Annotated in this window: 25 protein-coding genes and 4 tRNA genes; 16 read left to right on the top strand and 13 right to left on the bottom strand. The window is 23.9% G+C overall.

Annotation, left to right across the window (positions count from 1 at the left end):
* Positions 1-41: 41 nt before the first annotated feature.
* The 3 genes from D9V63_RS03010 (at position 42) to D9V63_RS03000 (ending at position 304) form a co-directional block, all read left to right on the top strand.
* Positions 42-115 (top strand) — tRNA-Arg (locus tag D9V63_RS03010).
* A 29-nt stretch (positions 116-144) separates the two neighbouring features.
* A tRNA-His gene (locus D9V63_RS03005) sits at positions 145-217 on the top strand.
* 13 nt (positions 218-230) lie between these two features.
* Positions 231-304: transfer RNA gene (locus D9V63_RS03000), tRNA-Pro, on the top strand.
* 7 nt (positions 305-311) lie between these two features.
* On the opposite strand, the gene D9V63_RS03180 is transcribed toward D9V63_RS03000, so the two are convergent.
* The 4 genes from D9V63_RS03180 to cyaY all read right to left on the bottom strand — a co-directional run bounded on the left by D9V63_RS03180 (position 312) and on the right by cyaY (position 2447).
* Positions 312-707: a uroporphyrinogen-III synthase gene (locus tag D9V63_RS03180; protein WP_410051815.1), complete on the bottom strand. Its 396-nt coding sequence runs from the start codon at positions 705-707 to the stop codon at positions 312-314.
* 2 nt (positions 708-709) lie between these two features.
* A complete protein-coding gene (locus tag D9V63_RS02990) occupies positions 710-1087 on the bottom strand; it encodes a uroporphyrinogen-III synthase (protein ID WP_261979538.1) in 378 nt (125 codons plus the stop codon).
* Positions 1071-1997, bottom strand: coding sequence for a hydroxymethylbilane synthase (gene hemC / locus D9V63_RS02985; protein ID WP_158369244.1), 927 nt, complete (start codon positions 1995-1997; stop codon positions 1071-1073). Before hemC ends, D9V63_RS02990 begins: the two co-directional genes overlap by 17 nt.
* A gap of 102 nt (positions 1998-2099) precedes the next feature.
* The gene (gene cyaY, locus D9V63_RS02980; RefSeq protein ID WP_158369242.1) at positions 2100-2447 is read right to left on the bottom strand and encodes an iron donor protein CyaY; all 348 of its coding nucleotides are present in this window, start codon (positions 2445-2447) and stop codon (positions 2100-2102) included.
* A 108-nt stretch (positions 2448-2555) separates the two neighbouring features.
* Between cyaY and dapF the strand changes: the two genes are divergently transcribed.
* The 3 genes from dapF to D9V63_RS02965 all read left to right on the top strand — a co-directional run bounded on the left by dapF (position 2556) and on the right by D9V63_RS02965 (position 6202).
* Entirely contained in the window at positions 2556-3410 is an 855-nt protein-coding gene (gene dapF / locus D9V63_RS02975; RefSeq protein WP_158369240.1) for a diaminopimelate epimerase, read from the top strand.
* A gap of 29 nt (positions 3411-3439) precedes the next feature.
* On the top strand, positions 3440-4645 hold the full coding sequence (locus D9V63_RS02970) for an MFS transporter (RefSeq protein WP_187308579.1): 1206 nt from the start codon (positions 3440-3442) through the stop codon (positions 4643-4645).
* 102 nt (positions 4646-4747) lie between these two features.
* Positions 4748-6202, top strand: coding sequence for an inorganic phosphate transporter (locus D9V63_RS02965; protein ID WP_158369236.1), 1455 nt, complete (start codon positions 4748-4750; stop codon positions 6200-6202).
* A 59-nt stretch (positions 6203-6261) separates the two neighbouring features.
* Here D9V63_RS02965 and D9V63_RS02960 read toward each other — a convergent pair whose 3' ends face one another.
* Positions 6262-7005 carry a class I SAM-dependent methyltransferase gene (locus tag D9V63_RS02960; protein ID WP_158369234.1) on the bottom strand — a complete coding sequence of 248 codons (744 nt, stop codon included), beginning with the start codon at positions 7003-7005 and terminating at the stop codon, positions 6262-6264.
* Positions 7006-7245: 240 nt separating this feature from the next.
* On the opposite strand from D9V63_RS02960, the gene D9V63_RS02955 reads away from it, so the two are divergent.
* Together D9V63_RS02955 and D9V63_RS02950 are read left to right on the top strand one after the other, a co-directional pair.
* A complete protein-coding gene (locus tag D9V63_RS02955) occupies positions 7246-7659 on the top strand; it encodes a hypothetical protein (RefSeq protein ID WP_158369232.1) in 414 nt (137 codons plus the stop codon).
* Between the two features lie 98 nt (positions 7660-7757).
* On the top strand, positions 7758-8771 hold the full coding sequence (locus D9V63_RS02950) for a hypothetical protein (RefSeq protein ID WP_158369230.1): 1014 nt from the start codon (positions 7758-7760) through the stop codon (positions 8769-8771).
* 75 nt (positions 8772-8846) lie between these two features.
* On the opposite strand, the gene coaD is transcribed toward D9V63_RS02950, so the two are convergent.
* Positions 8847-9347: a pantetheine-phosphate adenylyltransferase gene (coaD, locus tag D9V63_RS02945; protein WP_158369228.1), complete on the bottom strand. Its 501-nt coding sequence runs from the start codon at positions 9345-9347 to the stop codon at positions 8847-8849.
* 97 nt (positions 9348-9444) lie between these two features.
* Here coaD and epmA point away from each other — a divergent pair, with 97 nt between their 5' ends.
* Positions 9445-10419 carry an elongation factor P--(R)-beta-lysine ligase gene (gene epmA, locus D9V63_RS02940; RefSeq protein WP_158369227.1) on the top strand — a complete coding sequence of 325 codons (975 nt, stop codon included), beginning with the start codon at positions 9445-9447 and terminating at the stop codon, positions 10417-10419.
* 6 nt (positions 10420-10425) lie between these two features.
* Here epmA and D9V63_RS02935 read toward each other — a convergent pair whose 3' ends face one another.
* The 4 genes from D9V63_RS02935 to hslV form a co-directional block, all read right to left on the bottom strand.
* Complete coding sequence (locus D9V63_RS02935) at positions 10426-11178, bottom strand: FAD-binding oxidoreductase (protein ID WP_158369225.1); 753 nt, start codon at positions 11176-11178, stop codon at positions 10426-10428.
* A gap of 110 nt (positions 11179-11288) precedes the next feature.
* Positions 11289-11765: an Hsp20 family protein gene (locus tag D9V63_RS02930; RefSeq protein ID WP_158369223.1), complete on the bottom strand. Its 477-nt coding sequence runs from the start codon at positions 11763-11765 to the stop codon at positions 11289-11291.
* A gap of 177 nt (positions 11766-11942) precedes the next feature.
* Entirely contained in the window at positions 11943-13274 is a 1332-nt protein-coding gene (hslU, locus tag D9V63_RS02925) for an HslU--HslV peptidase ATPase subunit (RefSeq protein ID WP_158369221.1), read from the bottom strand.
* Positions 13275-13283: 9 nt separating this feature from the next.
* Positions 13284-13814 (bottom strand): ATP-dependent protease subunit HslV, encoded by a 531-nt coding sequence (gene hslV / locus D9V63_RS02920; RefSeq protein ID WP_158369220.1) that lies wholly within the window; start codon positions 13812-13814, stop codon positions 13284-13286.
* 510 nt (positions 13815-14324) lie between these two features.
* Between hslV and rpmE the strand changes: the two genes are divergently transcribed.
* Entirely contained in the window at positions 14325-14531 is a 207-nt protein-coding gene (gene rpmE / locus D9V63_RS02915; protein ID WP_158369218.1) for a 50S ribosomal protein L31, read from the top strand.
* A gap of 125 nt (positions 14532-14656) precedes the next feature.
* On the opposite strand, the gene D9V63_RS02910 is transcribed toward rpmE, so the two are convergent.
* The 3 genes from D9V63_RS02910 to orn form a co-directional block, all read right to left on the bottom strand.
* On the bottom strand, positions 14657-15520 hold the full coding sequence (locus D9V63_RS02910; RefSeq protein WP_158369216.1) for an N-acetylmuramoyl-L-alanine amidase: 864 nt from the start codon (positions 15518-15520) through the stop codon (positions 14657-14659).
* A gap of 40 nt (positions 15521-15560) precedes the next feature.
* Positions 15561-15636: transfer RNA gene (locus D9V63_RS02905), tRNA-Gly, on the bottom strand.
* Between the two features lie 108 nt (positions 15637-15744).
* Complete coding sequence (orn, locus tag D9V63_RS02900) at positions 15745-16290, bottom strand: oligoribonuclease (protein WP_158369293.1); 546 nt, start codon at positions 16288-16290, stop codon at positions 15745-15747.
* 129 nt (positions 16291-16419) lie between these two features.
* On the opposite strand from orn, the gene pgi reads away from it, so the two are divergent.
* From pgi to hflC, 6 genes are all read left to right on the top strand, one after another.
* Entirely contained in the window at positions 16420-18078 is a 1659-nt protein-coding gene (pgi, locus tag D9V63_RS02895) for a glucose-6-phosphate isomerase (protein WP_158369214.1), read from the top strand.
* Positions 18079-18201: 123 nt separating this feature from the next.
* Positions 18202-20088, top strand: a complete 1887-nt coding sequence (locus D9V63_RS02890; RefSeq protein ID WP_158369212.1) for a PTS mannitol transporter subunit IICBA — start codon at positions 18202-18204, stop codon at positions 20086-20088.
* Between the two features lie 19 nt (positions 20089-20107).
* Positions 20108-21286, top strand: coding sequence for a mannitol-1-phosphate 5-dehydrogenase (locus D9V63_RS02885; RefSeq protein WP_158369210.1), 1179 nt, complete (start codon positions 20108-20110; stop codon positions 21284-21286).
* Between the two features lie 600 nt (positions 21287-21886).
* Entirely contained in the window at positions 21887-22795 is a 909-nt protein-coding gene (gene miaA, locus D9V63_RS02880) for a tRNA (adenosine(37)-N6)-dimethylallyltransferase MiaA (RefSeq protein WP_222837015.1), read from the top strand.
* A gap of 169 nt (positions 22796-22964) precedes the next feature.
* A complete protein-coding gene (gene hflK / locus D9V63_RS02875; protein ID WP_158369291.1) occupies positions 22965-24197 on the top strand; it encodes an FtsH protease activity modulator HflK in 1233 nt (410 codons plus the stop codon).
* A gap of 4 nt (positions 24198-24201) precedes the next feature.
* Positions 24202-25125 carry a protease modulator HflC gene (gene hflC / locus D9V63_RS02870; protein ID WP_158369206.1) on the top strand — a complete coding sequence of 308 codons (924 nt, stop codon included), beginning with the start codon at positions 24202-24204 and terminating at the stop codon, positions 25123-25125.
* Positions 25126-25148 lie beyond the last annotated feature (23 nt).

The following is a 25148-nucleotide window of genomic DNA, read 5'->3' as shown; positions in this document are numbered from 1 at the left end:
AAGAATAATTAGTCATAAAATTTAAATTACATGTTATAGATGCGCTCGTAGCTCATTTGGATAGAGCACTATCTTCCGAAGGTAGAGGTACCAGGTTCAAATCCTGTCGAGCGCAATCACTTTGATAAAACTTTATTTTATTTGGTGGCTATAGCTCAGTTGGTAGAGTGCTGGATTGTGATTCCAGTGGTCATGGGTTCAAATCCCATTAGCCACCCAAAATTTAAAAACGGCGAATAGCGCAGCTTGGTAGCGCAACTGGTTTGGGACCAGTAGGTCAGAGGTTCAAATCCTCTTTCGCCGAATAAAATTTAGCTATATTTTTTTATAATTTTTAATAAATTTTCATTGTCAGCACAATAACAAACAATAACATCTTTCCATCCTATCCTTTCAGCCATATCACCTAATCTATTACTTGCAACAAATATTTTACATTTAAATAACCATTCATTTTTATTTAAAACATCAATTTGTTCGTTTAGTCGATTTAAAATATCACCACTAGTTACTATTAATGTATTTATTTGGTAAAAACGCCATTTTTTTATTTCTAGATTATTAATTTTTTTAAAAATTTTTTTATAACATTCTATGACGGATATATTAAAATTATTTTTTTGTAAACTTTTTTCTACTAATTTTCTTCCATTTTCTCCTTTTAATAAAATTATTTTAGCTTTGCTAATATTTTGCTTATATAACAGATTTAATAAAGCTTCACTATTTTCTTCATTCTCTGGAAATAGAATTTTTTTTTAATATGCTGTTTAAGAAAAATAGCTGTACCTTTACCAATAGTATAATAATCTGGACTAAGAGGCCAATCTAAGTTATTTTTATTTAAATATAAATTTACATAATAAACAGATTTTTTAGAAAAAATCAGTACTATATCTGAAGTATATAATTCATGAAGTTTTTTCGACAAGTTCATTGAACTTGTGCTAGGTAAAAAATTAAATAAAGAAAAGTGCCAAGACATAATGCCGATATTATTTAGTATATTTACTAATTTTTCACCTTCGGGTGAAGGTCTCATCACTAATATTTTCATTTTTAATTTAATTTTAGAGATAAATATCATCAAGAATTTTCTGAGCACCATTACTAAGTAATTCATTAGCTAAAGAATAAGCCATTTCTTCAGCATTATTATACCATCCAACTCTTTCTCCTTTTAATATCATAGCTCCATCAGGCGAACCTACTAATCCTCTAAGCCATATTTTGTTTTTTTTAAGAATCGCATAACTTCCAATTGGAATTTGACATCCTGCTTCTAAAGTTTTACAGAAAGCACGTTCTGTATTAATTTCAATGAAAGTGTTAATATGATTTAAACGTGATAAAAAAAATAGTATTTGTTTATCATACAATCTAGATTGTATTCCAATAGCCCCTTGACCGCATGAGGGAAGAGATAATTCTGCAGGTATAATTTGAGTAATTCGATGTTTTAAACGCAATCTATTTAATCCTTCAGTCGCTAAAATTATTGCATCATATTTACCTTGATCTAATTTAGCTATTCTTGTTTCTATATTGCCTCTCAAAGGAGCTACAATTAAATCTGGTCGATAAGTTATTAATTGACATTGTCTTCTTAAACTTGATGTTCCAATTTTTGCTCCTTTAGGTAATTGATTAATAGATTTATATCGGTTAGAAACTAATGAATCTAATGGATTTCCTCTTTTGCATATACTAACTAAACACAATTCTTTAGTAATATGAACAGGAAGATCTTTCATTGAATGTATTGCAATATCTGCTCTATTTTCAAGAAGAGCAAATTCTAATTCTTTTATAAAAAGTCCTTTTCCTCCAATTTTAGAAAGCGATTTATTTAAAATATTATCTCCATGTGTTACTATAGGTACTAATTGTATATTTAGATCGGGATATAAAGATAATATTTTTTTTTCAACATATTTAGTTTGTGCTAAAGCTAAAGGACTTTTTCTAGTAGCAATTCTTAATGTTTTTCTTTTCATATTACTGTTCATATTCAGTATAAAATATTTTTTTAAAAATTATTATGAAATCATCATAAAATATATAATTAGTTATCATATGTTCATAACCATTAAAATCTTTTAAATATTATAAAATGTTAAATTTGTATTAGCTTGAATTGAAAAAGATTTTTGAAATATTTCCCAAAAATTTTTATTACTACGATTGCAAATCCATTTATCTAAATCATAATAAAAATGATATGCATTGAATTTTGTAGCTAACCAAATTTGTTTTAAAAATTCTTGTTTATTAATTAACATCATACTTTTATTTGAAAAAGTGATAGTCATCATATAATCTTGTATTTCATAATCAAAATCAATTTTATTAATATACAAATTTAAATTATCTTCAATCTTAAGAAATAATTCATTTACTAATTCGTAAAAATTATTTTTTTGATTAGATTTTATTTTAGTTTTCATTAATATTTCCTAAAATTTATTTAATTTATTTTAAAAAAAAACAAAATCTGTATAATTTTGTTTAATTAAAAATTTTATATAAAAAACTAACAACTATTGGAATCTCAAATGCATTTAAATACTAGCAATAAAAAAAAAATTAATTTCTCTAAAATGCATGGCTTAGGTAATGATTTTATGGTTATTGAATCCATTACACAAGATTTTGTTCTATCTTCATCACAAATAAAACAATTATCTAATCGTCATACTGGAATAGGATTTGATCAATTATTATTAATTGAAAAATCAAATAGTGTTGAATTTGATTTTTATTATCGTATTTTTAATTCTAATGGCAATGAAGTAGAACAATGCGGAAATGGAGCTAGATGTGTTGGATTATTTCTTATTTTAAAAGGTTTAACTAATAAAAAAAAAATTAATCTCAATACAAATAAAAAAAATATAATTATTAATTTTATCTCCGAAGATATAATTGAAGTTAATATGAATGAGCCTATTTTTACATTAAACTCAATAGTAAATTCTGAAAAATTTAAAAATCATAATTTTTTAACAAAAATACTTGATAATAATTTATTATGTAGTTTAGTTTCCATTGGTAACCCTCACTGTATCATTCAAGTAGAATCTATAAAACATGCACCTGTAAAAACTATTGGTAGAATAATAGAAAAACAATCTATTTTCCCTGAAGGAATAAATGTGGGTTTTATGCAGATTTTAAATAAAAATTATATTAAATTACGAGTTTATGAACGTAATGAAGGAGAAACTCAGTCTTGTGGAAGTGGGGCATGTGCTGCAGTTGCAGTGGGTATTATACAAAATATTCTTTCTAATAATGTTCAAGTAGAATTACTAGGTGGAATTTTATCAATTAAATGGAAAGGGTTTAGAAATTCTTTATATATGACAGGACCAGCAAAATACATTTATGAAGGCTGTATATATATATAAAATATTAATTATAGGAGTTTTTAAGAATTTTGAACAATCAAAATATTATTAAAAAAACAAAATATATTAAAAAAAATACAAAAAAGTTTAATGAAATCATTTTATGTCTTTTTTTAGGAGGATTTTCTAGTTTTTCTATTTTATATTGTGTACAATCAATTTTACCGATATTTTCTAAGCAATTTTGTTTAACTGCTTCAGAAAGTAGTTTATCTTTATCGGCAACAACTGCAACTATGGCTATAGGTACGTTATTTACTGGAATTTTATCTGATGTAATTGGTAGAAAATTAATTATGTCTACATCTTTACTAATTGCATCAATTTTAACAATAATTTGTTCTTTTGTAGATAACTGGAATATGATTATTTTTCTTCGAGCTTTAATAGGATTGTCTTTAAGCGGAGTTGTTGCAATTGCTATTACATATATAGTTGAAGAAATTCATTCACATTCATTATCATTTTGCATTGGATTATATATCAGTGGTAATACTATCGGTGGATGTTTTGGAAGAATTATAAGTAGTATTATAGCAGAGCATTTTTCATGGAATACTTCATTACTTACAATTGGTCTTTTTTCATTAATATCTTCTTTTTTATTTCTATATTTTTTACCATCTTCAAAAAATTTTTACCCTATTCCTGTTAATTATAAAAAATTTTTAAGTAATTTTTACTTACATTTAAAAAATCCAATATTACTGATTCTTTTTATGATAGGTTTTTTATTAATGGGAAGTTTTATTACTATTTTTAATTATATTGGATATCGATTAATATTAAAACCATTTTTATTAAGTGCATCAAGTATAGGTTTATTATCTATTATTTATTTAACTGGAGTTTATAGTTCCCCTAAAGCTGGAATGTTAATAAATAAATATAATAAAGTAAATATATTAATAATATCACTATTATTAATGATTTTAGGTTTATTAATTACTCAATTTAATCAAATTATAATTATTATTGCAGGGCTGATAATTTTTTCAGGGGGATTTTTCGCCTCTCATTCAATTGCTAGTAGTTGGGTTAGTGCATATGCAAAATTTGCCAAGGTACAAGCTACTTCCTTATATTTATTTTTTTATTATTTAGGTTCAAGCATATTTGGGACATTTAGTGGATTTTTTTGGTTTTATTCAAAATGGTTAGGAATTTCAATTTTTATGATAATTATTTTAATTTATGGAATATTTTTATCTTTACAATTAAAAAAATTTAATTAAATAAAATATTTTTTTAAAAAAAATATTATATTTTGCTTTCCTAAAAGATACTTTCTCAAGGATAATAAGTTTAGTTCAATTCATCAAAATGGCTAAAATATTATGCTATATTTATTTTCTTATTCTGACTTGAATCATAGTTTATTTATTTTTTTAGCTTTATTTTTTGTTTTATTTTATGAAGCTATTAATGGTTTTCATGACACAGCGAATGCTGTATCAACTTTAATTTATACTAGAGCTATGTCTGCGAATCTTGCAGTTATAATGTCTGGTATATTTAATTTTTTAGGCGTTTTGCTTGGAGGTTTGACAGTAGCATATGCTATTGTTCATTTATTACCTAATGATTTATTATTAAATGAGAATCCTCAGCATGCGCTTGCAATAGTTTTTTCTATTTTACTTGCTGCGATACTATGGAATTTGTCTACTTGGTATTTTTGCTTGCCTGCATCTAGTTCTCATGCTCTTATTGGAGCAATTATTGGAGTTGGTTTGACTAATGCAATATATACAGGTTCCTCTTTAGTTCACGCATTAAATATATCTAAAATTTTAAATGTTTTTATATCTTTAATTTTATCTCCTGTTATCGGATTAATCATTTCTGGAAGTATAATATTTGTATTACGGTATATTACAAATAAATATAAAAAATTTAATCGAATTCATATGACTCCATTAGAATATGAAAAAAGTAAAGGAAAAAAAAATCCTCCACTTTCAATTAAAATAGCATTAATTTTATCATCTATTGGAGTTAGTTATGCACATGGAGCAAATGATGGTCAAAAAGGAATTGGATTAATTATGCTTGTATTAATTAGTATTATACCAGCTAGTTTTTTAATCAATCTAAATACTACTAGAAACGAAATCATTGACACAAAAAATACACTTAATTATTTGTATAAATATTATTCAAATAATCGTATAAACATAATTAAAAAAAATAATAATAAAAAATTATATCTTAATTATTCTCATATAACAAAAAATATTAAAGAAGCCCATATTTTATTGAATAACGTATATGATTATAAAAACTTAAATATACAAAAAAGATTTCAATTGCGTCACTTGTTACTTTGTATTTCTGATAACATTGATCAAATAACTAGTTTTGATATTAATAAAAACGAAAAAAATTTTTTATATAAAACTAAAAAAGAAATACTTAAAACTGTAGAATACGCACCAATTTGGATTATATTAATTATTGCGTTTTCTTTATCTATAGGAACAATGTTTGGTTGGAAACGTATAGTTGTTACTATCGGTGAAAAAATAGGTGAAAAAAGAATGACATATGCACAGGCTATGTCAGCTCAAATAACTGCTACTTTTTCTATTGGAATAGCTAGCTATACAGGAATTCCTGTTTCTACAACACATATTTTATCATCGTCAGTAGCAGGTTCTATGTTAGCTGATGGAGATAGAATTCAAAAAACTACTATGAAAAATATTATTGTTGCTTGGGTATTAACTTTGCCTATTTCAATTTTAATTTCTGGATTTTTATATTCGATAGCATTGTTTTTAATAAACTAAATAATATTAATTATAGTTTTTTGAATAGGAGTACATATTCATTTAATTGTACTCTTATTTTATTTGAAAGGTAAATATACATCAAAACGATGGTTTTTATTATTAATTGAAAATTCAAATTTTTCGTTAGATAAAGGTTTTGCATAAGAGGGTCTTTTTACAATGATTCTTTTTCTTGCAAATGTTCTAGAAATATTTAATAAATTTTCATAATTATCATTATTTTTTATTATCTTTCTTAAAAATTGCATATTTTTTTTAGGTAATGTTTTTTTTTTATTAATTGGATACATTGGATCTAAATAAATAATATCTGGTTGACAAATTGGTATTTCAAGCATTTTGAAACTGTCATCAAATATTAAATGCAATCTTTGTTTTAACCAATATCCAATATATTGATCTTCATATGCCCTCTGTAAACCATCTTTTAATAAAGCAGCAATTACTGGATTACGTTCAATCATAACAACATAACAGCCCCAAAAAGAAATTAGAAACGCATCTCTTCCAAATCCAGCTGTTGCATCAATAACAGAAGGAAAATAATTTTTTTTAATACCTAATGCTTTATAAAGAGCTTCATTTTTTTTTTTAAAATTTAAACATCTATAATTATTGTGTTTAGATAAGAAATCAACTTTAATACTTTTTTGACCAAGTTTTGAACGATCATATAATTCTAATGTATTGTTATTTATTATTAGAGCGAAAGAAGCGTTTTCATCATGTTTTATATTATATTCATTAATTATTTTTTGTAATCTTACATTAGTATTTTTTATAATTAAATATATATTCATAATATTTTTATTTTTTATTATTAATAATTGACTTTTCTAAAAATAGATTTAAAATGTATGAAATAAAACTTTTATTTTTTATATCTCTTAAAAAATAAAAAATAATAAACTAAAAAGTACTAATTAAAATAATTTATTTTTATGTTAATTTTTTAAAAAAATTTTCTAAAAAAATTAACAGAAATATTTTCATTAAACAAGTGTATAGTTTTAAATAGTTTAAAAAAAGGAAACAAAATTATGTCATCTAATATTAATCTAGTTGATAAATTAAATCCAATATCTTTTGAAAAAAACGATAATTTAAAAATTATAATAAATCCTAATGATCTTGAACATATTAGTAAAAAAGTTGAAGATTATCGTAAAGAATTAGATAAAAATTCTAAAATTTCTAAACATTCTCAAGATAGTAAAATTACAATATCTTCAAATGAAACTGAGTTAAATTTAATTAAATTAGAAAAATTATATGAAAGATTTTTATCTGAATTAGATAAAGTAGAAAATATAAAAAAAAAATCAACAGAAAATAATGAAATTGATGTTAATAATAGTATTAATGAATTAAATAATGAAAACTCTGTGAAAAAAAAACTGCTTCTGAACTCTCTTCTGAATGCCCCTCTGAATCCATCATTCAATCTATTTTAGATTTCTTCCCAAATTCTTTTAATTATTTAATAAATCTCATTAAAGATACAATTGAAAATATCAATTTAAAAGAATTAAGTTCAAAAATATTTCATGTATTGCAAGAAAAAATATCTGCAGCTTATAATGCAATTAAAAATGAAGTTATTGATTTATTTAATGGTACTACACTTAAGAAAATTTTTGACGCAGGCTATAAATTTATAGTCGGATCTTCAATGGATGAGTCTACTAAAAAAGTAAATGATAAAATTGATAGTTTAATTGAATATGTGAAAAAGTTAAGAAAAACAATTGAATCTTCAAAATTATTTATACATGCTTTAATTGAAAAAATAAGAGAACAAGGAAGATTAAGAGTAGTTAATAAATTAAATCATAATCCTAAACATCCTGAATATGAAAGTTCTTTTCCTGATTTAAATGTTGAAATTCCAAAAGAAGAGAATTTTACAGTACAGTATCCAAATGATTTAGATGAAAATTTTTACACAGCAGTACAACAAAAAAATTTGCAATCCGATCAAATATTTAAAGATAAAATAAATAGCAGTATTAACAAAGCTCATTATAATGATGTTGATAAAAATAAACATCCATGGACAGTTTTTAAAGAGCCTCCATTGTTTCCACATTCAAAAAATACAGTATCTTATTACAAAGATATGTATAAAGATTTAGAAATTCCTAAAGAATTAAATGAGTATTTTATGATAGATTTTGATTCTGCTGTATTTCTAATTGATGGGCATTTAATTTCTTCTTCAACTAAAGAAGCAATGATTGAAAATTTTAAAAAATTAATCACTAACGATATAGAACAAAAGTTCGTTTCTCAATATGCTAATCCTACATTATTAAAGCCATCTTACTTAAAATTAATTGCTGAACATCCAGGATTAAATGGTTCTCGTATTGTACGTGCAAATAATTTTTATGAAATTACTCACTTAGAAGATGGTACAATTAGAATTGTCGCTACTAATTTATCTGATTTTTATTCTGTCAATGCAAATGATGTAACAGAACATCATTCTTTTGGAGTAAAAACAACAGTCATTTTTTCATATACAAATGCACCAATAATAAAACATTCATATTTTGTTAATTAATCTTTGAAAATTTTTACTTAAAAAAATAATAGGGCTACATGCCCTATTATTTTTTATTAATTATTAAGATTATATCTATAGAATATTAGTTTTTTGAAATTTTTTTAATAAAGCCAAATGTATCTCTTTAGGAAGATATGGTTTTACATTTCCTTTGTATTTTGCGATTTCTTTTACAAAAGATGATGATATAAATGAAGTTTCTTGAGATGAAAGTAAAAATATGCTATCTAGTTCAGGGTATATTTGTTTATTTATTGCAGCTAATTTAATTTCATAATCAAAATCAAATATTGTACGAACTCCTCTAATTAAAATATTAGTGTTTTCTTTTTTAGCTAAATTAGCTAGTAAATCATTAAAACCAACTATTTTTTTAATATTATGTATATTAGCTGTAGCTAACTGAGTTAATTTAATACGTTCTTTTAAACTAAAAATAGTTTTTTTGTTTAAGTTATCAGAAGAAACAGCAATAATTATATTATCAAAAATTTTTATTGCGCGAGTTATAATATCTAAATGTCCATATGTAATTGGGTCAAATGTACCTGGATAGATTGCTGTTTTTTTCATTTTTTATTGCTTATTTTTTATAAATAATTTTTATTTTAACTTTAATCAAAAAAAAATATTAAATTTTATTTTTATATAAATTTTATAAGGAAGTTATATGCAAAATAATTGGAAACCGAGTGCTTCTATTAAAGATTTAATTAAAAGAGCAAAAATTATTAATAATATTCGTTTGTTTTTTTTAGAAAAAAAAATTTTAGAAGTAGAAACTCCATCATTATCTAAATCAACAGTTACAGATATAAATTTAACACCATTTGAAACTAATTATTTATTTTTAGAAAATAATTTAAATAAGTTAAAACTATGGTTAATTACCAGTCCAGAATATCATATGAAACGTTTATTAGCAGCTAAAAGTGGGCCTATATATCAAATATGTCATAGTTTTAGAAATACAGAATATGGTAAACGTCATAATCCGGAATTTACTATGCTTGAATGGTATCAAACTTCATATTCTATGCACGAATTTATTGATCAAATAGACTTATTTTTTCAAAAAATATTACAATCTAAACAAGCAGTAAAAATTTCTTATCAAGAAGTGTTTATAAAATATTTAAATATAGATCCTTTTTCTACTGATATTTGTGAATTATATAAAATTTCAAAAAAATTTAATTTGCAACACTTAACATGTTTTGAAAAAAATTTAAACACATTAATAGAAATATTATTTACTCTAGTAATAGAGCCACTTTTGGGGGAATATCAACCTACATTCGTATATCATTTTCCTATAGAACAAGCTTCTCTTGCTGCTAAAAATAGCAAAGATGATCGTATTTCAGAAAGATTTGAAATATTTTTCAAAGGAATAGAAATAGGAAATGGATTTTATGAATTAACAGATTATTTAGAAAATAAAAAACGTTTAATTAATGATAATAAAAATAGACGAAAAATGAACTTGCCTATAAGAAAAATAGATAATAATTTTTTAAATGCAATAAATCATGGATTACCTTTATGCTCTGGAGTAGCTATTGGTATAGATCGTTTAATAATGATTGCATTAAATAAAAAAAGTATTTATGAAGTTATGTCATTTGCATTTGATCGTTGTTAGATTAATTTACCAATAATTTTCCATAGTGATTTGTCCATTTTTTTTTCTTAAATGTTTAGTCATATTTCTTTCTTTATTTAATAAAAAATATGTTTCTTTTACCATTAATGGGTTTCCACATAACATAATATGTGAATTATCGCAATGAATATCTAATCCAATTTTGTTTTCTATTATTTTGTTTTTTAATAAAAAAGGAATTCTTCCTAATAAAGAATTTTTATCTTTTTCTCTACTAACTATAGTTTGAATTTTTAATTTCCCATTGTATTTTGTATTAAGTTCTTTCATTAAAGGTAAATAAATTAACTCGTTTTTATATCTGACAGCGTGCACTAAAACAATATTTTTAAATCTTTTAATATCTTTACCTTCCTGTAAAATAGAACAATAAGGACCAATTGCAGTTCCAGTAGCAAACATCCATAATGTCTCGCAATTAGGTATTTCATTTAGAATGAAAAATCCAAATGCATGTTTTTTGATAAATACATTATCTCCAACTTTAAGATTATATAAAAGATTACTTAGTTTTCCATTGGGAATTCGAATAATATAAATTTCTAAATTTTGACTACTTGGTGCATTTACAAAGGAATATGCTCTTTGAATTTTTTTTTTTTCATTAGTTTCATATAGAGCTAATTTTGTAAATTGACCAGCTTGAAAATTTGATATTGGTGCTTTTAAAAAAATGCTGAATAAACTTTTAGTCCATTTTTTTATTTTTAAAACTTCAGCATTAATCCATGGATTCATGTTATTTTCCTATAGATTAGTTAAAATTATTTTTTTAATAATCATCGTACTAAATTTAAAATAAGCACAATGATTATTAGAATTTTTCTTTTTTAAACATTACTTATATTTTATTTATGTTTAATTGATGTGTTATTATGATTGTTAATAAATATTTTTTTAGGTTTTTCTTCATCTGGAATTTGACATTCAAAGTTTAACTCTAATAAACCTAAAGATAAATTTGCTTTATTTACTCGTATTTTATGATCGAAATTAAAATTTAAAGAAAAATTACCAAATATAATATCTTTATGTAAATATTTCTCTATTTTTTCATTTTTTTGATTTTTTGTTTCTTTTTTTCCTTGAATTATAAGTTGATTTTTATGAACAGATATATCTAATTCTTTTTCTTCATACCCAGGAATACTTAATATTAATGTATATTTTTTTTCGTCAATTTGAATAAGATTATATAATGGAGTTTCTGATAGTGGTTTTTCTCCTGTTAAAGTACTAAACATTTTATCAATTTGATTGAATCTATTTGAAAAAATACTATTTTGATTGATATTTGGTAAAAAAGAAAATGAACGATAAGACATAAAAAACTCCTTTTTTATTTATAAAATATATTTTAATTATTTCATTAAATAATATTTTTTTAACATTTAAAAAGTTTCTTAATTTATATATGATCTTTTTCATTTTTTTCAATAGAAGAACTGTAAAAATATTCATCCATTTTAGATAATTTTTAATGGATAAATATTTTAATTGTTTTATAAAATAAAACGACTAAGATCTTCATTAGATATTAATTGATTTAAATTTTTTTCAACATATAGCGCATCTATTTTAATTTTTTTTCCGCTCATATTGCTAGCATTGAAAGAAATATCTTCCATTAATTTTTCTAATATTGTATGCAATCTTCGAGCGCCTATGTTTTCCATTGACTCATTGACTTTCCATGCCGCTTCTGCGATATTCCTAATTCCTTCTTTTGTAAAATGTATACACACTCCTTCTGTTTCCATTAGCGCTTTGTATTGCGTGGTAATTGCGGCGGTAGGTTCAGTAAGTATTTTTTCAAAATCATCTATTGTTAGTGGATTTAATTCTACTTTAATTGGTAGTCTACCTTGTAGTTCAGGTATTAAATCAGAAGGTGTAGATGTTTGAAATGCACCAGATGTAATAAATAAAATATGATCTGTTTTTACCGTGCCATATTTGGTAGATACAGTACAACCTTCAATTAACGGGAGTAAATCTCTTTGCACACCTTCTCTTGAAATATCTGGCCCAGATATATCGCTTCGTCTACATATTTTGTCAATTTCATCAATAAATACTATTCCGTTTTGTTCCACTGCATGAATAGCTTCTTTTTTAATATCTTCTAAATTAACTAATTTTGTAGCTTCTTCTTCTTTTAATAGTAAAACTGCGTCTTTAATTTTAAGTCTTCTTGTATTTTTTTTATGACCACTTAAATTTTGAAATAAAGATTGTAATTGATTTGTTAGTTCTTCCATTCCAGGAGGAGCCATTATTTCTACACCCATAGTACTAGCTAATAAGTTAATCTCAATTTCTTTATCATCAAGAACACCTTCTCTTAATTTTTTACGAAATATTTGTAAAGTATTTAAAAGACTGTTATTTTTTTCGCTGTCTGTACAATGATTTTTAGGTCTTGGAACTAAAACATCAAGTATTCTTTCTTCAACAATTTCTTCTACCTTAGCTTTATTTTTTTCAATATTCTTAACGCGAATCATTTTTATAGCTACATCTGTTAAATCTCGAATAATTGAATCTACTTCCTTTCCTACATATCCTACTTCTGTAAATTTAGTTGCTTCTACTTTGATAAATGGAGAATTAGCTAACTTAGCTAATCTTCTAGCAATTTCTGTTTTTCCGACCCCAGTAGGACCGATCATTAAAATATTTTTAGGTGTAATTTCTTGTCTTAATTCATTATTTAATTGCATTCTACGCCAACGATTTCTTAATGCAATAGATACCGCTTTTTTTGCTTTTTCTTGACCTATAATAAACTTATCAAGTTCAGCAACGATTTGAAGAGGAGTCATTTCAGACATATATAGTCCTTATTTTTCTGAAAGTAATTCTTTTATGGTAAAAATATGATTTGTATATATGCAAATATTTGCGGCAATGTTTAACGATTTTTCTACAATTTTTTTAGCGTTAAGATTAGTATTATCTATTAATGCACGCGCAGCTGATTGAGCGTAAGACCCTCCTGATCCGATCGCAATTAAATCATCTTCAGGTTGTATTACATCTCCATTTCCAGTAATAATTAATGAACTATCTTTATCAGCAACTGCTAATAATGCTTCTAGTTTTCTAAGCATTTTATCAGATCTCCAGTCCTTGGCTAATTCAATCGCTGATCGTTGTAGTTGACCTTGGTACATAGATAATTTTTTTTCAAACATATCAAATAGAGTAAAAGCATCTGCAGTTCCTCCAGCAAAACCAGCAATTACCTTTTCGTGATAAAGAGTTCTAATTTTTTTGACATTACTTTTCATAATAGTATTGCCTAAAGTTGCTTGTCCATCACCTCCGATTACTACTTTATTTTTTAATCTTACACTTAATATTGTGGTCACAAGAAAAACCTCTTAAAGTAACATTTTTATTTAGAAATTAAATAAAATTTTTTATTAATTAAATTAATAATGTTTAATATTATCTTAATGAATTTAAATTTTTTTAAATAAATCGAATATTAAAAATATTTAATTAATATACATGTAAAAACAAATATTATAGAAAAATATTTATTTTATAAATTTTCTAATTTTTTAATATATTTCCATCTCTCCTTTGGTTTATCAGGTAGCTTATTTTCGTCTTCTTTTTGTTGGATAAATATTTTTTTTTGTGTATCATTTGTTTTTTTTGAAAATATATTTAAAAAAATTAAAAAAATAATTATGACTAATAGAATAGTAAATAAATTATATTTGTTAAATTTAATTTTTTTTTTTTTTAAAATACATTGAATTAATTTTATTTTGATTGTGATCCATTTTTATTTTTTCTGAAAAATTGATAACTAATATAATAATAATTGTATAATAGAATAAATACTTTTAATAAATTAAGGAAAATTTCCTATGAAAAAAAAAATACATCCTTATTATTCTCAGATAAAAGCTACTTGTTCATGTGGAAATATAATTGAAATTTTTTCAACTATTAATCATAATCTAAATCTAGATATATGTGCAAAATGTCATCCATTTTATACTGGAAAACAAAGAATTATTGATACTGGAGGACGTGTTGAAAGATTTAAAAAACGTTTTAAAATGACTAAATAAAAAACTATATAAAATTATTATTTTTTCATGTTGAATTTAAAAAAATTTTTAATTTTAAGCATCTTAAATGGTATTTTGATGCTTAAAAGATATTAAATTTAAAAAATTGTTTTAATCAATATATTTCAAGCATTTGATGTAGATTTATTTTGGAAATAATTTTTTAATGCAATGTAGATAGCATTAGCCACCTTCTTTTGATAGGAAATTGTTCTTAATTTTCTTTCTTCTTCGAAATTTGTAATAAATCCAGTTTCAATTAAAATAGATGGTGTATTTATAGAACTTAATATGCTTAAACTGGCATAATTGGGTTGTATTTTTTTAATTTTTACAACTTTTTTAAATTCTTGAAATATATAACGTGATAGATCAATTTCTATAGCTTGAAAACTATGAAGTTGTAAATCAAGAATAGTTTTTTTTAAATATATATTATTTTGATTGTTTTTAAATGCATCTTTAATATTTTTAGAAAAATAAATTTTTTCTTTTGTATTTTTTATAAAATTATTAATTTCACGATGCATTCTATTATTTGAAATAATCCAAATTGATGTTCCTGACACATATGGTTGTTGTGAAGAATCTACATGAATAGATACTAGTAAATTTACGTTTCGATATTTTAAAAAGTTTCTTCTTTTTTTTAAAGATAAATAAGAATCATTGTTACGAGTTAAAACTGCTTGAAACAATTTATTATTATCTAATAATTTTTTTAGTCTAATAGCAATTTTTAACGTTATTTCTTTTTCTTGTAACCCTGTATGCCCAATCGATCCTGGATCTTTCCCACCGTGCCCTGGGTCTATTAATATAGTAAATTTGTTTTTTTGTTCAATTATTTTTTTTTGATAATGATTTATATTTTTTATGAATATTATTTTATTAATATTTTTTTTTTCGATGTGTTTTTTAAATTTTGCTTGAAAACTAATTAATAAAAAAGCTAAAATTATCCATTTGTACGAACAATAAAAAAACATAAATTTTCTTAATTTTTTAGCCAATATTCGTTTATTTTTTTGGAGCGGGAAACGAGATTTGAACTCGCGACCCCAACCTTGGCAAGGTTGTGCTCTACCAACTGAGCTATTCCCGCAAACTAAATTAATTTTTAAATATTATATATTTTATATAGATCAAACTTATTAATCAAGCTTTACTTTAAAAAAAATAATTTATGTTAATTTTAATACAATTATTTTATTCAACTAGTATCAAAAAAAATTTTTTTATAAAAACGTAATTCCATTACCGATTCCTTTATATCATCTAAGGCAGTGTGATTATTTTTTTTTTTAAATCTTTTAATCTTAGGGTGCCAACGAGATACTAATTCTTTAATAGTACTAACATCAATACAACGATAATGAAAATAGTTTTCTAAATTTGGCATATACTGATTCAAAAATTTTCGATCTTGATAAATACTATTTCCACACATAGGAGATGATTGAAAAGACACCCATTGTTTTAAAAAAAATATAGTTTTAGATTCAGCTTTAAATTCATTATAGGTACTTTTTTTTACTTTTTCAATTAATCCAGTTTTCATGTGATTTTTTTTATTCCATTCATTCATCAGTAACATATCTGTTTCTTTTTGATTAATAGCAATAACTGGTCCTTTTGAAAGGATATTTAGTTTAATATCTGTGATTAAAGTAGCTATTTCAATAATTCGATGAATTTTAGGATTTAAGCCTGTCATCTCTAAATCAATCCAAATTAGATTTGTATTATTTAATTTGATCATTTTTATATGTAATAAATTATGTTGTATAATATTTGCATTTATAAAATATTTAAGATTGTTTTAAAAATTTAAAACATTATATTATAATAATTAAATATTTATAATATTATTTAAGAGATTATTTAAATGAAATATATAAATCCGACTCATACTAGATCTTGGAATATGTTAAAAAATCATTTTCATGTGATGAAAAATTTACATTTAAAAGATCTTTTTTCATCAGATATTAATCGATTTGAAAAATTTTCTATTTATTTTGAAAATGAAATATTAGTTGATTTTTCAAAAAATTTTATTACTCAAAACACTTTAAGATATTTATTAGATTTCGCTAAAGAAATGGATATTAAAAATGCAATTCAATCAATGTTTTCTGGAAAAAATATCAATGAAACAGAAAACCGTCCTGTACTTCATATTGCTTTGCGTAACAGACATAATTCTCCAATTTTTGTAGACAATTCTAATATTATGTTTGAAATTAATCGCGTATTAAAAAAAATGAAAGATTTTTCGGAACAGGTTATTACTGGAGAATGGAAAGGTTGTACTGAAAAAGTTATTTCAGATATTGTCAATATAGGCATCGGAGGATCTGATTTAGGACCTTATATGGTTACAGAAGCATTACGTCCATACAAAAATCATTTAAATATGCATTATGTTTCAAACATAGATGGTACGCATCTCTCTGAAGTTTTAAAAAAAGTTAATCCTGAAACAACAATTTTTTTGATAGCTTCTAAAACATTTAACACAGAAGAAACAATCACTAATGCAAATAGTGCAAAAATATGGTTTTTAAAAAATGTAAAAAAAAAACCTAATTTGGATAAACATTTTTTTGCATTATCAGCTAATATACAAAATGCACTAGATTTTGGTATTAATATTAAAAATATTTTTCAATTTTGGAATTGGGTTGGTGGTCGTTTTTCATTATGGTCTTCTGCTGGATTATCTATTATTTTGTCTATTGGATTTAATAATTTTGAGAAGTTTTTAAATGGTGCTCATGCTATGGATAATCATTTCTACCATGCAGAATATGAAAAAAATATACCAATAATATTAGCACTTATTAGTATTTGGTATACTAATTTTTTTGGTTCTCAAACAGAAGCAATATTTCCATACGATCAATATATGCATCGGTTTTCAGCTTATTTTCAACAATCTAATATGGAATCTAATGGTAAATCAGTAGATAAAAAAGGTCAAAAAATATCTTATCAAACCGGTCCTATTATTTGGGGAGAACCAGGTACTAATGGACAACATGCTTTTTTTCAGTTAATACATCAAGGTACTAAATTAATTCCAAGTGATTTTATTGCCCCCATTATTTCTCATAATAATTTAGGAAATCATCATATAAAACTAATATCTAATTTTCTTGCTCAAACCAAAGCACTTGCTTTTGGAAATTCAGAAAAATCTTTTTTACAAGAATCAATTCTTTTTGAAGAAAATAAAAAACATCTAAACAAAACAGATAAAAATTTTTTATTTAAACAATGTATAGGAAATCAACCGACAAATTCTATTTTAATACGAAAAATTACACCTTATAATTTAGGCGCATTAATTGCTTTATATGAGCATAAAATTTTTGTCCAAGGTCATTTATTAAACATTTTCAGTTTTGATCAATGGGGTGTTGAATTAGGAAAAAATTTAGCTAAAAATATTTATAAAAATTTTTCTAATATAGAAAACGATAAACGTTTCGACTCTTCTACGCGAGGTTTAATAAATTTTTATAAATTTTTTTATAAATAAAATATTTTATTTCTTTGGTATTCTTAGATATTCAAGATTTTTCACTAAATTTAAATAATAGTTTGTTATTGGTTTGTATTATTATTTAATATTAATGTATTTTCCAGATTATGAGCAATGAATATGTTTCAATCAATTAAATTTAAAATACAAAGTTTTGGTCAATTTTTAAGTAATATTATGATGCCCAATATTAGTATTTTTATTACATGGGGTATTATGAGCGCTTTATTTACGCCTGCAGGTTGGCAACCAAATAAAGTTTTATCAGAATTAATTTCACCTATGATATTTTACCTTCTACCTATTCTTATTGCATATACGGCAGGTAAATTAATTGGAGGAGAAAGAGGTGGTATAATTGGAAGTATTTCTATTATTGGTATGATTACAAGTGCAAAAATACCTATGTTATTAGGTGGCATGGTTGTTGGAACATTAGGTGGATGGATTATTAAAAATTTTGACATGTTAGTAAAAAATAAAATAAAACATGGATTTGAAATGTTAATTAATAATTTTTCCGTTGTAATAATTGGAATATTTTTAACCATTGTTTCGTTTTTTATTATTGGACCTTGTATAGAATGGCTATCAAATTCTTTAGGTTATTTATTAAGAACTATTATACATTATAATTTATTACCTCTTATAGCTATTATAATTGAACCTGCTAAAATATTTTTTTTAAATAATGCAATTAACCATGGAATATTTTCTCCATTAGGACTTCAAGATATACTGGAAAATAAAAATTCTATATTTTTTTTAATTGAATCCAATCCTGGTCCGGGATTAGGAATATTACTGGCATGTTTTTTCTTTGGAGAAGGAGATTTTTATAAATCCGCTGGGGGAGCTTCTATTATTCAGTTTATAGGAGGTGTCCATGAAGTTTACTTTCCTTATGTTTTAATGAATCCAGAATTTCTATTAGCTCTTATTTTAGGAAGTATGACTAATATTTTTATACTTGTTTTTTTTCAGAGTGGTTTAATCGGGGCTGTTTCACCAGGATCTATTTTATCAATTTTAGCGATGACAAAAAAAAATTTTTATTATATTAATATTTTTTCTATTTTTTCTTCTTTTCTCGTTTCTTTTTTAATTTCTATTATATTATTAAAACTTATTAATTATAAAAAGAAAAAGTTTTTTAATTCATCTAAACAAATCGTTAATAACAAGTTATTAAACCATCAAAATAATAATCAATCGGATTATTTCTTCAGAAATATTAATACTATTGTAGTAGCTTGTGATGCTGGCATGGGATCTAGTGCAATAGGTGCAAGTATTCTTCGAAAAAAAATAAGAAAAAAAAATTTAATGCACATATCTATATTCAATGTTTCTATTCGTTCTATACCTAAAAATACTGATATCGTAATAACGCATAAAAATTTAACTTCACGTGCTAAAAAATACGCTCCTAACGCTAAACATATATCTTTAGTTAATTTTCTTGATAATATTTTTTATGATTCTTTAGTAAACAAATTAATTAAAAATAACAACGTTCATGATCATAAACATATAACTAAAGTAAATGTTAATATACAAGATAAACCTAAAAAACTATTTCAATTAAATGAAAAAAATATTTTTCTTAACCAATATGCTGTTAATAAAGAGCAAGCTATCAAAATAGTTGGAAAATATTTAGTAGAACAAGGTTATGTTAAGATTGATTATGTTAATGCAATGTTAGAACGAGAAAAAATTGCATCTACATGGCTAGGAGAACACATTGCATTACCGCATGGTACTATAGAGGCAAAAGATAATATTTTAAAAACTGGAATAATTTTTTGCCAATTTCCAAATGGTGTATGTTTTGGTGATAATGTTGATGATATAGCTTATCTTGTAATTGGAATCGCCGCTAAAAATAATGAACATATTATGGTAGTTAGTCAGGTTACTAATGCATTAGATGACCGAGATATTATTATGAAATTATCTAAAACAAAAAATGTAAAAGAGGTGTTATCATATTTAAATATTTAAATATTAATTGGGATTGATTATGAACGTTTTACATTTTGGAGCGGGAAATATTGGACGAGCTTTTATTGGAAAGTCAATATTACAATCTGGTTTTAATCTTACATTTGCTGATATCAATCAAAATATAATAGATGCATTAAATTATTATAAAAAATACAACGTGAAATTAGTCGGATATAACTATCAAGAAATTATTAGTGTTAATAATTTTCGTGCAATAAATTTAAATAATCCTCGTATATTAAATGTTATATCTGATATGAATTTAATTACAACAGCTATTGGCGCATCGTCTCTGGATAAAATTGCACTGATTTTAGAAAAAGGAATTATGTTAAAAATTAAGCTAAAATCTAAAATTCCATTAAATATCATTGCTTGTGAAAACAAAACTCAAGCAAGCTCCTATCTTAAAAAAATTATTTTTAAGAACATTTCTGTTAAATATCATGAATATTTAAACGAACATATTGGTTTTATTGATTGTAGTATTGATACTATTGTGCCATCAATATCTTCTTTTGAACAAAACAGCTTATCTTTAATTGCTGAAAATTTTCAAGAATGGATTGTTGACCAAAAACAATTTAAAGGAACTATACCTAAAATTATTAATATGACAATTAGTAATAATTTAAAATCTTTTATAGATAGAAAAATTTTAACATTAAATACAGGACATGCTATAGCAGCGTATTTAGGTTGGATCAAAAATCATAAAACTATATATCATAGTATTAAAGATAATGATGTAAAAGATATTGTTTATGGTGCTATGAAAGAAAGTGGATTGACATTAATTAAAAAATATAATTTTAATCAAAATAGTCATTTTTCTTATATTAATAAAATTTTAATTCGTTTTCAAAATCCTTTTTTATTAGATAGAATAGAACGTATTGCTAGAAATCCATTACAAAAACTAAGAAAAGATGAACGTTTAATCAAACCTTTTTTATTAGCAAAAAAATATAATTTTTCATATGATAATTTAATAAAGGGTATTGCAGCAGCTTTATATTATAGAAATATAAATGATTCAGAATCTATGCAAATTGATAATTTAATAAAAAAATTTGGCATAAAACAAACATTAAGTAAAATTTCTCATTTACAATTAGATAGCCAAGAAATTGATTTAATTGTTCTCGAATATATTTCAATTAATAATATTTTTTCTAAAGAAATATATAATTAAATCTTATCATTAATTATATTTTAATTATTTATTAACAAGGAATATAGTAAAATTTTTTCTTGGTGATTTGATCTAGTATTAATATATTTTAATTTGAAATTAGACATAGTTGAATATTAAATTATTTTCAAAAATAAAATTAATTTTTTCTTATAGTATAAAGCATGACATGAAATATATACTTAAGAATTTAATTAAAAAATTATTTATATTTAATTATCATCTTGTATGAATCAAACAGTAATAGTAAAAAATTTATTTTATATACATATCGTTTTGTTTTACATTTTCAAAAATTAAGTAATTAACACTTTTTGAAAATATTTGATTTTTTCTTATTATAGAATATAAAATTTTTTTAAATAAAATAATCTTTTCTAAATAAATATTAAAAAGATTTTACAATCGCTTCATAATATAATCAAATTAATCTTAAAATTATTTCATGTAATTTTTTTATTATTCAAAATATAGCATTTGCGTCTATTAATTCTAAAAACCTTTTTTACAATGATCATATAAAATAAATATCGATGAAGTATTATGCATATAAAAAAAGTAAAAATCTTTAAATCAAAAAAACCGATTATTTTTTTTTTAATGGGTTTAACTGGATGTGGTAAAAGTAAACTTGCTATATATCTTAGAAAATATTTGCCAATAGAAATAATTAGCGTAGATTCTGCTTTAATTTATCGTGATATGGATATTGGCACAGATAAACCCAATTATTTGGATTTAAAAATGCATCCACATCGCTTGTTAAATATTAAAGATCCTAGTGAAATTTATTCAGTTGCTGAATTTAGAAAAGATGCTCATAAGGAAATTCAAAGTATTTTAAAATTAGGAAAAATACCATTGCTTGTTGGAGGAACAATGCTTTATTACCATGTACTATTATATGGTTTATCTAATTTACCTCCTTCAAATTTTGAAATTCGAAAATATTTGTTGGAAAAAGTGAAATACAATCAATATTTTTTATACGAGCAATTAAATTTAATAGATCCTATATCTGCTAGTAATATCCATAAAAACGATTTTCAAAGATTATTAAGAGCATTAGAAATATTTTATATTTCTGGAAAAACATTAACATCTTTAAAAAATAATATGTTAAATAAATTACCATACAATGTAATTCAATTTTCTATTTTACCTAAAAGTAAAGAATGGTTATATGAAAAAATTGAATTGCGTGTAAAACAAATGTTAATTTCAGGCTTTCAAAAAGAAGTAGAAAATTTATTTTTTAGAGGAGATTTAAATAAACAATTACCATCTATACGTTGTATAGGATATCGGCAAATGTGGGAATACCTTGAAAATCAAATTAATTACGAAGATATGATTTTAAAAATTATTTTTTCAACAAGAAAATTAGCTAAACATCAATTAACATGGTTAAAAAAATGGAAGAATGTTTATTTTTTAATTAGTTCTCATCCAAGTATTATTTTCAAAGAGATGTTAAAAATTTTTAAAAAATATGAATTAGATTTTTAATTTTTAAATATAAAATTTCTATTCTATATATTATTAAAGTATTTTGAATGGATTAATTTTTGAAAAATTGTAAAAAAATACAGTTTTCATATCTTAAAATATAAGATATATTATTTTAAATTTGTTAAAAGCATATGATATAGCATTGAAACTAATAAATGAGGCAAAAATGGCCTGGAATCAAACAAATAATCATAAACCAGAACTAGATCCTTGGGGAAAAAAAAATAGTTCAGAACAAGATTATTCTGAAAAAAAAGAACAAAAGAAAAGTAATGAAAAAAAAACCTCAATAAATTTTAAAAAAATTTTATATAACTTTAACAATATAATCAATCATACAACTAATTCTAAAAACTTATTAAATAAGAAAATTCATCCTTGTTTAATATTAATTTTTATAGCTTTTTTTATATGGTGTGCTAGTGGGTTTTATACTATTAAAGAAGCTGAACGTGGAGTAGTAACGCATTTTGGAAAATTTAGTCATTTAGTGGAACCAGGATTAAATTGGAGACCAGTTTTTATTAATGATGTGCAAACAGTAAATGTTGAAACAGTTCGAGAATTAGCAACTTCAGGTGTAATGTTAACTTCAGACGAAAATGTAGTACGTGTAGAAATGAATATACAATATAAAATTACTGATCCTTCTAGTTATCTTTTTTCTGTTGCATATCCAGATGATAGTTTAAGACAAGCAACTGATAGTGCTTTACGTGGAGTTATAGGACGTTCCACCATGGATCGTATCTTGACTGAAGGACGTACTTTGGTGAGACATGATACTCAAAAAGAAATTGAAGAAACTATTCAACCATATCATATGGGCTTAACCATATTAGATGTTAACTTTCAAACAGCTAGACCTCCTGAGGAAGTCAAATCTGCTTTTGATGATGCGATTGCAGCTCGTGAAAATCGCGAACAATATATACGTGAAGCAGAGGCTTACGCAAATGAAGTTCAACCTAAAGCTCATGGAAAAGCTCAACGCATTTTAGAAGAAGCTAAAGCATATTCTTCGCGTATTATTTTAGAAGCCCAAGGAGAAATTGTTCGATTTTTAAAAATTTTACCAGAATATAAAAAAGCTAAAGAAATGACTCTTAAAAGAATTTATATAGAATCTATGGAAAGATTATTAAGCCACACTAAAAAAGTTTTTATTGATAAAAATAGTAATTCAACATTATTTTTGTCTTTAAATAATTTTATATATGATAAAAAAAAACATAATAAATCATTTTTAAATTTAACTAAACCAATACAACATAAATCTAATTTTTTAAAAAAAGACCAAGAGATTGATTATTTATCTTCATTATCTCCTAACCATTTTTTTAAACAACGACGTATCAATTCAATACGCAATGATATTAAAAATATAGAGAGAGAATGACTGTATGAATAAATTATTAATTTGTTTATCAAGTATTTTACTTCTTTTTATTTCTTCTTCATTATTTATAGTGAAAGAAGGAGAGCGTGGGATCGTATTGCAGTTTGGAAAAGTTTTAAAAAATAACGATCAAAAAACGTTAGTTTATAATCCTGGATTACATTTTAAAATTCCATTTTTAGAATCTGTTAAGATGTTAGACGCTCGTATTCATACCATGGATAATCAAGCTGATCGTTTTGTGACAAAAGAAAAAAAAGATCTGATTGTAGATTCTTATATAAAATGGCGTATTAATGATTTTAGTCGTTATTATTTAGCAACTGGAAACGGAGATATTTTTCAAGCTGAAGTGTTGTTAAAAAGAAAGTTTAGTGATCGATTACGCTCTGAAATAGGATGTTTAAATGTTAAAGAAATTGTAACTGATTCTAGAGGAAAATTAACATTAGATGTACTGCAATCTTTAAATAAAGGAACAGTAAATTTAAAAAATTCATCTGAAATAAATGTAAATAGCATGAATGCTTTAGGAATTGAAGTTGTTGATGTTCGTATTAAGCAAATTAATTTACCTATTGAAGTATCTGAAGCTATATATAATAGAATGCGAGCAGAGCGAGAAGCTGTTGCTAGAAGTCAACGTTCTCAAGGACAAGAAAAAGCAGAAAAATTACGCGCTATGGCTGATTACAAAGTATCAATGATATTGGCAGAGGCGAGGAAAAAAGCTTTAATATTAAAAGGCCAAGGAGAAGCTGAAGTGGCAAAATTATTTTCGGATAATTTTCAAAAAGATTCATCTTTTTATTTGTTTATTCGAAGTTTACATGCTTATGAAAACAGTTTTAAAAATAAAGATAATATTATCTTAATTAGTTCTGATAATAAATTTTTCCAATATATGAATCAAATTATTTCTAATTAAAAGTATTTCAAAAAAATAGGTCA

The sequence above is a fragment of the Buchnera aphidicola (Aphis nasturtii) genome, assembly GCF_005083345.1.
Lineage (GTDB): Bacteria > Pseudomonadota > Gammaproteobacteria > Enterobacterales > Enterobacteriaceae > Buchnera > Buchnera aphidicola_R.
Note: the sequence above shows the minus strand (reverse complement) of the source record. Positions and strands in the feature narration are given on the sequence as shown.